Source organism: Serratia sp. N21D137, assembly GCF_047530005.1.
Lineage (GTDB): Bacteria > Pseudomonadota > Gammaproteobacteria > Enterobacterales > Enterobacteriaceae > Chania > Chania fonticola_B.
In genome coordinates, this window is sequence record NZ_JBLJAJ010000042.1 from 22,159 (window position 1) to 30,773 (window position 8,615).

The 8,615-nt window shown below is 46.7% G+C and carries 5 protein-coding genes and 1 pseudogene; 1 reads left to right on the top strand and 5 read right to left on the bottom strand.

Translation table 11 applies throughout. The annotated features are described in order from the left end of the window. Positions 1–478: 478 nt before the first annotated feature. From tssM to tssJ, 4 genes are read right to left on the bottom strand one after another with little or no spacing between them, the layout of a single operon-like run. Positions 479–4,072 (bottom strand): type VI secretion system membrane subunit TssM, encoded by a 3,594-nt coding sequence (gene tssM, locus ACMV5H_RS23045; protein WP_414822562.1) that lies wholly within the window; start codon positions 4,070–4,072, stop codon positions 479–481. Positions 4,073–4,074: 2 nt separating this feature from the next. Then, on the bottom strand, positions 4,075–5,304 hold the full coding sequence (locus ACMV5H_RS23050) for a DotU family type VI secretion system protein (protein WP_414822563.1): 1,230 nt from the start codon (positions 5,302–5,304) through the stop codon (positions 4,075–4,077). A 13-nt stretch (positions 5,305–5,317) separates the two neighbouring features. After that, positions 5,318–6,661 carry a type VI secretion system baseplate subunit TssK gene (gene tssK, locus ACMV5H_RS23055; RefSeq protein ID WP_414822564.1) on the bottom strand — a complete coding sequence of 448 codons (1,344 nt, stop codon included), beginning with the start codon at positions 6,659–6,661 and terminating at the stop codon, positions 5,318–5,320. A gap of 27 nt (positions 6,662–6,688) precedes the next feature. Next, the gene (gene tssJ / locus ACMV5H_RS23060) at positions 6,689–7,192 is read right to left on the bottom strand and encodes a type VI secretion system lipoprotein TssJ (protein ID WP_414822565.1); all 504 of its coding nucleotides are present in this window, start codon (positions 7,190–7,192) and stop codon (positions 6,689–6,691) included. Positions 7,193–7,736: 544 nt separating this feature from the next. Here tssJ and ACMV5H_RS23065 point away from each other — a divergent pair. Then, positions 7,737–8,045 (top strand): annotated as a pseudogene (locus ACMV5H_RS23065) (IS6 family transposase); the annotation flags it as partial. Positions 8,046–8,081: 36 nt separating this feature from the next. Here the strand turns inward: ACMV5H_RS23065 and ACMV5H_RS23070 are convergent. Continuing rightward, on the bottom strand, positions 8,082–8,615 hold a 534-nt coding region (locus ACMV5H_RS23070; protein ID WP_414822566.1), incomplete at its 5' end, for an integrase core domain-containing protein.

The window sequence follows — 8,615 nt, forward strand, 5'->3', positions numbered from 1 at the left end:
TTGTTACTTTGGACGTAGGAGTTCAAAGCAATTCTCCGCCTGCTGACCAACTTAGGTTGAATTCCTTCTTCTGTTGATAGCCAATCATGCCTATAATTTTCAAGTGCTTCTTTCATTTTTTACCATCGCTGAAACTGGTAAATATATAAGTGCCAGATCAAGTTGCTCAGCGGAAAACTGTTACTCACTGCCTGAGGTAGAATGGAATAATAGCAGTACATCCGATAACAGTAGAGGATCAAGCCTCTATCTGTACCAACTGGCTACTTAACATGTGATGTGCAACATTATAAAGCTCCATACAGACATGTTGCTGAACTGGCTAGGCTCCTGTTGCTAGGCTAGTAACTTAATTGAAAACCATAACGACCACTGTCGAACCAGCATATATGGAAATAGTCGCTGTAAAAATCGTCAGTACAGAAGATTTTCCGTACCAGCTTGCCGCTAAGATATGAGTTGTTCAGCTTTCCTTCAGTTATGGACATGAAAAACGTGGAAGCTGGAACGGATTGTGAATACTGTTCGGAACAAACTCCAGAGTGATCCGATAACCATCGACGTTAAATGTCGCCTGATAACTTAAGTCGCTGCCCGGCACGGTATGTGCTTTGTCGAAAAAGCGATTGAGTGCCCAGAAACCGCTCGTCACCAGTGTCGAAGTAGTACCATCGGCTAGCCCCAGTTGCATGCGCACCTGATTGGTCCCACCTGGCCCAGGCCAGTTAATCATCTGCACTGCCTGTGGACCGTGGCTGTAACGCAACTGCTGACCATCAGCATCCAGCGTCAAGTTAAGGATAGAATTATCCATGCTAATAGTGCGCACCATCATTTTAAATGACGGCGTGTTCGTGCCACTGGCAAAGAACACATCGCGAATCGACTGTGCTTGCTGGAAAGATCTTAATGCCCCTTCACTTCCGGGCAACGTTTTTCCGTCAATACCTGGCATAAAGCGCCAATTGGCTTGGGTGGTATCAACTTTATTGGTCAGGTTATCGCGAAAAAATGTATCCATCTTACCTGTGCCTGGCGCAAACATCCGCGCTAGATCATCCGGGGTAATTTCACTGCTGGCACTGCTAACTAACGGATAACGCCCTGCAATCGCCTGGTGGCAAAAACCGCCAACTTCAACGTGAATCCGTTTACGCACGTTATCAAGATCGCGGTGCTGGGTATCACTACTGGCACCGATCGCCATTTTGCTGAACATAGTTTGCAGCACGCCTGGTAAGCGCCCGGCACTAGCATGCAAACGGCTGATCGAATTGCTGCCAGGCGGCTGAATGCCACTATTGGTTGCATCTTGCACCGCAGTAAGATAGAGATAGACCTCATCGAGTTGTTTGAGAAAATCATCAAACACAATAGTCTTGCTGCCCTTTTCCAGCGGCTGTGCCAAATCAATCAGTTGTGCATAATGTTCAGTGACCAATTGTTCTGGTGTCTTGCTAATTACCGCGCTCTGGATAGAGCCGCCATCATCATGGAACAATGCTTCAAGTGTGCGTTTGGCACGATTGTCCTGCTCAAGGTGGCTTTCATCCTTGAAAATTTGCGGCTCGGAGCGAGCCAGGTCCAGCACCTGACTCAGGTTCATCACTAGCAGGCGCAGCGGTGAATTATTGGCAGATAGCAAACGCACAACGTTGATCCGCGATGAGAGAGAGGGGCTGTTATGCAATTGAATATCAGCAAGAAAGCGATCCCAGTTGGTAATAAAGTCGCCTATGTAGAGCTGGCGAACAGTGTTATTGGTTTGCTGTTTGTCTTCCTGCACACTTGTAGATCCCAATACCCAGGTATCATCGTCATACAGCTCACTGGTGACACTATCGATTTGTTTATTGAAAATCTGCCAGTAGCCGTCTGGGGTATACAATCCCAGAACACCATTGGCAATTGGCGTACCACTTTTGCGCGAGAACACCAGTTCGCTCTGCGGACCGCCCAGCATCGCTAACGATACTGGCTTGAGGTTATCATCATGTTCCAGTAGACGCTTTAGTCGGTCATAAACGCGCGAAGAAAACGGTTTCTGGTTGATAAGTGCGCTCTCACGAGCAATTAGTGCCTTGTCTTTCGGGTACGGTGACAACTGAATCTGTTGTTCCAGTAGCTGAAACAAATGCCCTTCCAACTGGCGAAGCTGTTCCTGTGTCATGTTCTGTGGCAAGTTTCGTTGCAAATTGAGCATCACCCAAGAGACCAAGAATTTGCCATCATACCGCTTTGGCTGATACAACATCTGATAAGCTTTCAGTGCAGCATAACTGTACTCAGCATCACTGCCGTCATCGTTACGCAGCCAAGTAGCAATGCGCATAGCAACATCAGGCAACAACATTTGCCTGAGCGTTTTCTGGTAAAGAATCTGTGAAGCATCACTAATGTCATAGCCACGGTAAAGTCCCATACGGCGGATGTTTGGTGGGTCGTTCACATCAAAATTGGCACTTTTCGATATTTCCAGCAAACCATTCAACAGCGGCAGTATTTCAAACAGATTGTGCTGGCCGTTTTTTTGCAACGCTTTGCTCTGCAGCTCAACCAATGACACCTTCGCCAGCACCTCCTCCAGGTAAGCTTTGTTTTTACCATAGCTAGTCAACCACAGGATGCATAGTAAGACTAACAGCAAGACAAGCATCAAATAGCCCGACCAGATAGCTGCACGATTAAGCAACTCCCACCACCTGTTCTGACCCGCAATACCGGCTTCCTGGAAAATAACATTTTGCAGCAGATTTTTAATGAAATAACTCCGTTCTTTGCTGTCAGGAGTCGGTGCTTCTTTGCTTACAGCATCCCTATTGTCACTGTCGTTCCCCTGAGGTAAGGACAGTGCACGGTTAAGTTCACGCAGTACAGAGTCAAACGGCCGCCCCTCCTGGGCACTGCTGGTGAAGTAAATGCCACGTGGTGAAAATTCAGTTTCAAAATTAGAGCGGGCAAAAACAATACTGAGGTAATCTGCCAGCAGCGGATATATCGCTGCAAACTCTTGCGGGAACAACCAGGCTTCGGCACGAGTTTTAGCATCATACTCTTGCATCATGGCTTCCGGCAGGCCTGCTTCAAGCCGCTGTTGCAACAGCACGAACTCTTGCTTGAAACTACTCATCAAATCAAAATTGGCGAGTTTGGCCTGCCCCCACGGAAAAGTGACCCCCCATATCTGATCGCGCTTCACTTTGTCATAATCAGCAAACCAGGCACGAAAACCTTTAAGCAGGTCAGCTTTGGTGACAAACAAATAAACCGGGAAACGAATACCTAACTGCTCATGCAATTCAGAGAGGCGTTGGCGCAGATTTACCGCCTGCTGGTGCAATTCGTCAGTAGATTGAGTTAACAGATCGGATATGCTCACCGTGACGACAGCACCGTTGATCGGCTGTCGGCGGCGATATTTACGCAATAAACCAATAAACTTAAACCACTCACCAGCATCCTGTGCCTGTTCACTATCCTGGGTGGTATAGCGTCCAGCAGTATCCAACATTACGGCTTCGTTGGAAAACCACCAATCACAGTTTCGCGTACCGCCAATACCGCGTAGAACCGTTTTACCAAAGCGGTCGACAAGCGGGAAATCCAGCCCAGAGTTAGCAAGCACTGTAGTTTTACCAGAACCTGATGCACCGAGAATCACATACCAGGGCAACTGATAGATATACTGATTGCTGAAACGTGTGCTCCAGCCAGTTTTGGTGAAATGTGCTTTTTTCAGCATCTGTGCTGCTCCATGAAAGCGCTCAGCAAGGATCTGATATTCGCAATTCAAACGCTGTTGTGGATCGTTATTTTGTAGTTCCTCCTTCAGATTATTCATCAACTTGCGGTTGAGCCAGGAATTATACAGGCGAGGCAGAATATGGCTTTGAATCCAGATAAGATACACCGCCATAATGGATATAATGCGGTTTTGTTCCGACTTGAGTGGCGAAGTATCAGCAATCAACAGCATTGGACCAATCGCCCAAATTGCATAGGCTACTACCGTGGTACAGAGCGCCCCCCAAAGCAGCCGGTTAGTCATAATGGAAAGTAGAAATGTCAGCATCCTTAATTTCCTTGGGGCAATCTGTTCAGTTCAGCACGGGTATTATCGGGCGATGCTAGCACAATAATTTCTACACGGCGGTTACGGGCTCGGTTCTCAGGAGTAGTATTCGGTACAAAGGGGTTCATTTCGCCTCGCCCTTCAGCTTTTACGCGTTCAGGATTCGACAAATATTTTTGCAGCTGTTTCTGTACCGAACGCGCACGTTCCAGCGACAATTCATAGTTAGAGACAAAGTGCATGCTGCGGATAGGTACATTATCACTGTAACCAACAACAATAATACGGACATTGACATTGTTCAGTGCCTGAGCGATACGGTCAATCACTGGTTCGTAACTATCGTGTACTATAGTTGATGCTGACGCGAATAAGCCGTCACCGTTAAGAATGACTACGCTGCGATCGGCTTCATCACGTACAGCAATCACACCTTCGACAATCTCAGGTCGCAGAAAGTTACGTAGGTTAAGTACCACGGGTAAATTTTCAGATGACTTAGCTATAGTCACTTCCGGCAATGACGTCTGATAAATTTTCGCCAGTACCGGATTAATCGCATCATCCAGTCGCCAGTTTAGAATGGTGTAAAATAGATAGGCAGCAAAACATGCCAATACGATACAAACCCACAGAGGTACTATAGGACACCATAGCTTACGTAACACTGGTCTAGCCTCGCCATGTACAGATAACTGTGGCACATAGCCGCCACGTATGCTGCGAATCATCTGCCACAGACGCTGTTTGATAGTTTCCAACTGGGTACGACCGTTATCCATCACCCGGTAGCGTCCTTCGAAACCTAACAATAGACAGTAGTTAATCAATTCCAGAAGATTGATGTGCTCACGGGGGTTCTGTGACAATTGCGCCAACAACTGGAAGAATTTCTCTCCGCCCCAAGTTTCGCTTTGAAAAGTAACCAGCAGGCCACTTCCTGACCAAACTCCATTACTGCCCCACGGCGTCAACGCAGCGGCTTCATCTAGTGCAGTACACAGACAGTAGCGTGCACCAACAATCACCTCGTACTGTAGCCCCGCCTGCTGACTCCGCATCTCAAAACAACGAATTTCATCGATCAGTCGCTGACGCAAACCAGCTAGATCGTCATGCGACATCAACTTGCGGATTTGCGGAATCGCGTTAAGCAATGGAGTAGCAGCTGTCACCAGTGGATTACTGTCGCTAACATAGTGGCTGATAACAGTCTGTTGTTCCTGTATCATAAGTACTCACTTTTTATTCTGTCAGACTGCGGATAGCCCAAAACTCCATGTCCAGACCAGGGAACTCGCCAGCCAGATGCAACGCAAAAGCGCCAGATTTTTCTATTTCGGCCCACAACTTGCCGTCCTTCTTGACTTCGAAGTAGTGATAACCGGCATGCCACGGAATTTGTGGCGGAGCAGCGGGCATAGAGGACAGGATCAGACCTGGTAACTGCAGCTGTACTAGATCGCGAATTTTGCCGACTGGAGCAACTTTCATGTGTGTTGGGAAATGTGTCTGCAGCACATCGCCAGGCATACTAGCTTTTACTGCCAGAACGAAGCCAAATTCGCGCATCATGCTGCCTTCTGGAACTGTGGCAATGTTCAGTCCTTGTGAGCGTTCGATCAGCGGCAGCTGAATGGTGTTGTCTTGTATTACCAGCGATAGTCCCTGACGCAGCAGCACCATTAGCTTTAAGAAGCAGTTGGCGAGATCGTTATGGTCGTAAACAGGCAGTTCTGCGTCAAGACTACGCTGAGCCGTCCAAGTAGTTAACTCAGCAGCAAACGGTAACCAGCTTCTCCACATCGATTCAGGATGTACTAGCGTCTGTGTTTTAAGATGAGATAAATTGCCGAGATAGCGATTTACCAGAGCTAACAGTGTGAACTCACTTAATTCAGAAGTGTTAAAACGTCCCTGTCGCCGCAAGCGGCTACCGATTTGCTGACTATGCTGAGCCAAAAGACCATGTAAATCGTTGATCATGGCGTAAATCCGCGGATGATTAATGCCATTTAACATCGGTGGAATATAACTGTTATCAAGACGCACAGCTTGATTGTTACGTTTTTCAGCAATAAACGCCACACCGATCGCAGTCCATTCAGCAGTTAAATCCTTTTCCAGCATTAGAGTCAAACGCAGGCGAGCACACTGTACAGTAGCATTACCAAGCGAAAGTGCATTGTCATCTTCTACTTCCTTTTCAAATGCTGTGAAGCGTGCCAGCGAATCATTCTTTTCACTAAAGATAACTTCTTCACGTCCACTACGGCGTGCAGGCAATGCCAACATCACTTTCTCACCAGAAACGTTATCCGGTACCTGCAACGGCACCGGGCAATTATGGGTACCTCGGAACTTAAAGAAGGTACCGTCCGGCAACAGACCACTGGCGTAACTCAACGCAATGCACCCCTGGCACAACATAGCATCATCTAGTTCAATATCAAGAAACCCCCACAACCAGGGGCGTTGTAATACTCCCCATTCTCGAATTTGCGTTTGCAGGTAGCTTTCAGCCTGCTGAAAGTGATGCGGTCGCAAGAACATACCTTCAGTCCATACCACTTTTTCTGCTTTATTCATAGAAATTTCCTGTTAGAGCTCACACTGTTATTGAACTTCGTGGATCCCATTTACATCAAGATAAAAATTTGCATGAAGTTGATCTGCTGACAGTTTCCAGAACTGCCAAGAAGGTCTTTTCTCAGTGGGTCGGAGAGGAAAAGAAATACGCCACTTTTTACCATCTAAGGACTGGTATTCCGCCATCACCCCGATAAAACGCGATTCCTGTGTGCTTTGCACGTTGAGGTTTTTTACAAGCAGGCTAGGCATAAAGAAAAATTCATCGCTGTTGAGCAAGTTGCCAGAGAGAACCTTTTGCGCATTATTTTGTAAAGAGTAGAAATCAGCGGACATAAATTCCACATCAGATTTTAGTAAAAATACTTTGATCTTTAATGGCGCAGAGCTGTTAATTTTCGGCTGAGTTTGGAACTGAAGGTAGTATCGTGTAATGTCGCTTTGTGATGACAAGCCACATCCGCTAATCAACATAAAAGAAAATAAATAAAACGCCAGTAAAGCATAGCGTAAAGGATATTTATTACACATACTAAATCACCCACAAAGGTCGGATGAATCCAGAACCAAAATTATTTTTTGTAAAACTTTGCATTCCCATCAATCCTCACGAACAGGACAGCATTTTTCCACGTGTAACGATTTAGGTTCTCTTGAAATTCATTCGATAAGGTAACACAGTATAACTATATCTTTTTTTTAAAAAAAACATACAGTTATGATAAAAACCACTATGGGGTAAGATTTTCCTTTTAAGGCACTAGCGCACACGTACACTCAAGTGGAAAATTAACATAATTGATGACTATGAGTGAGTTAAGGGCATAGCTACCGCACAAATCGCCACCGCAGTCGATCCATTTACTTCATCTAATGTGAGCATATTTTTCAACTAAGGGAAAGGTTCTGCATCAAAAACTGAATTTGGATGCCACTTTCTAGAAAATAAGCATATATCACCCTCTTCATTCAAGTTGATAAATAATGATAAATAATTATAAATAAACAATGAATTCAGAGAACCCTATCGCACTAAGGCGTTGTTGGATAATATTTTTTTTGTTATTACCTGCCCATATCTCTCATTCAAAACTCTTTCAGTCGTCTGCATTATCTCGTCAATATTATGGCTCAGTGTGTCCGCTGGTACCTCGCCTATGCACTGAGTCTGCGAAACATCGAAGAGATGATGGCGGAGCGCAGTGTTGTCGTTGACCATTCCACGTTGGATCGTTGGATTATCCGCCTGGTACCGCTACTGGATAAGGTTTTCCGCCGACACAAGCGCACCGTAGGTCAGCGGTGGCGAATGGATGAAACCTACAACAAAGTCAAAGACCAGTGGAAATATCTCTACCGCACGGTGGATACTGCAGGCCAGACTGATCTTGACCCACCATCTCCAGACAGCTTTTGTATCTTAAGTTAACGATGCCCGCAGGCGCCGGTATTCCCTCGGGGAGTGATATCCCAGTGCACTATGCGGATGGTTTTCATTGTAATGGTTGAACGCCGCCGCCAGGTTCTGCAGCGCCGTTCGCGCATTCGGTTTTGGCATGAACGCTATGTAGTCTTCCTTCATCGTTTTCACGAACCGTTCCGCCATGCCGTTACTTTGTGGACTGCTCACTGCTGTTGTGCAGGCTTCCAGATTCAGCTCTCTGGCGAACTTGCGCGTATCATGCGCTGTATACGCCGAACCGTTGTCCGTCAGCCACTGCACCGGCTTGTCCGGGAGCGTTGCACCGAAGCGCTTTTCCACCGCTCCCAGCATCACGTCCTGCACGGTTACACTGTCATAACCGCCGGTGCTCGCTGCCCAGTCTATGCCCCATTCCCACTCGAAACGCAACAAAGTGACCCACTGGCCAGACCCGGATAAAATCACCGCTCTGGCCCTACTGGAGAGCCTGTTGCATGCAGGGAAAACATCTGACTCAGAAAGAGCGGTTCT

Excerpts from the sequence above, each read along its gene's own strand:
- tssM (WP_414822562.1), bottom strand. The coding sequence starts at position 4,072 with ATGCTGACATTTCTACTTTCCATTATGACTAACCGGCTGCTTTGGGGG.
- ACMV5H_RS23050 (WP_414822563.1), bottom strand. The coding sequence starts at position 5,304 with ATGATACAGGAACAACAGACTGTTATCAGCCACTATGTTAGCGACAGT.
- tssK (WP_414822564.1), bottom strand. The coding sequence starts at position 6,661 with ATGAATAAAGCAGAAAAAGTGGTATGGACTGAAGGTATGTTCTTGCGA.
- tssJ (WP_414822565.1), bottom strand. The coding sequence starts at position 7,192 with ATGTGTAATAAATATCCTTTACGCTATGCTTTACTGGCGTTTTATTTA.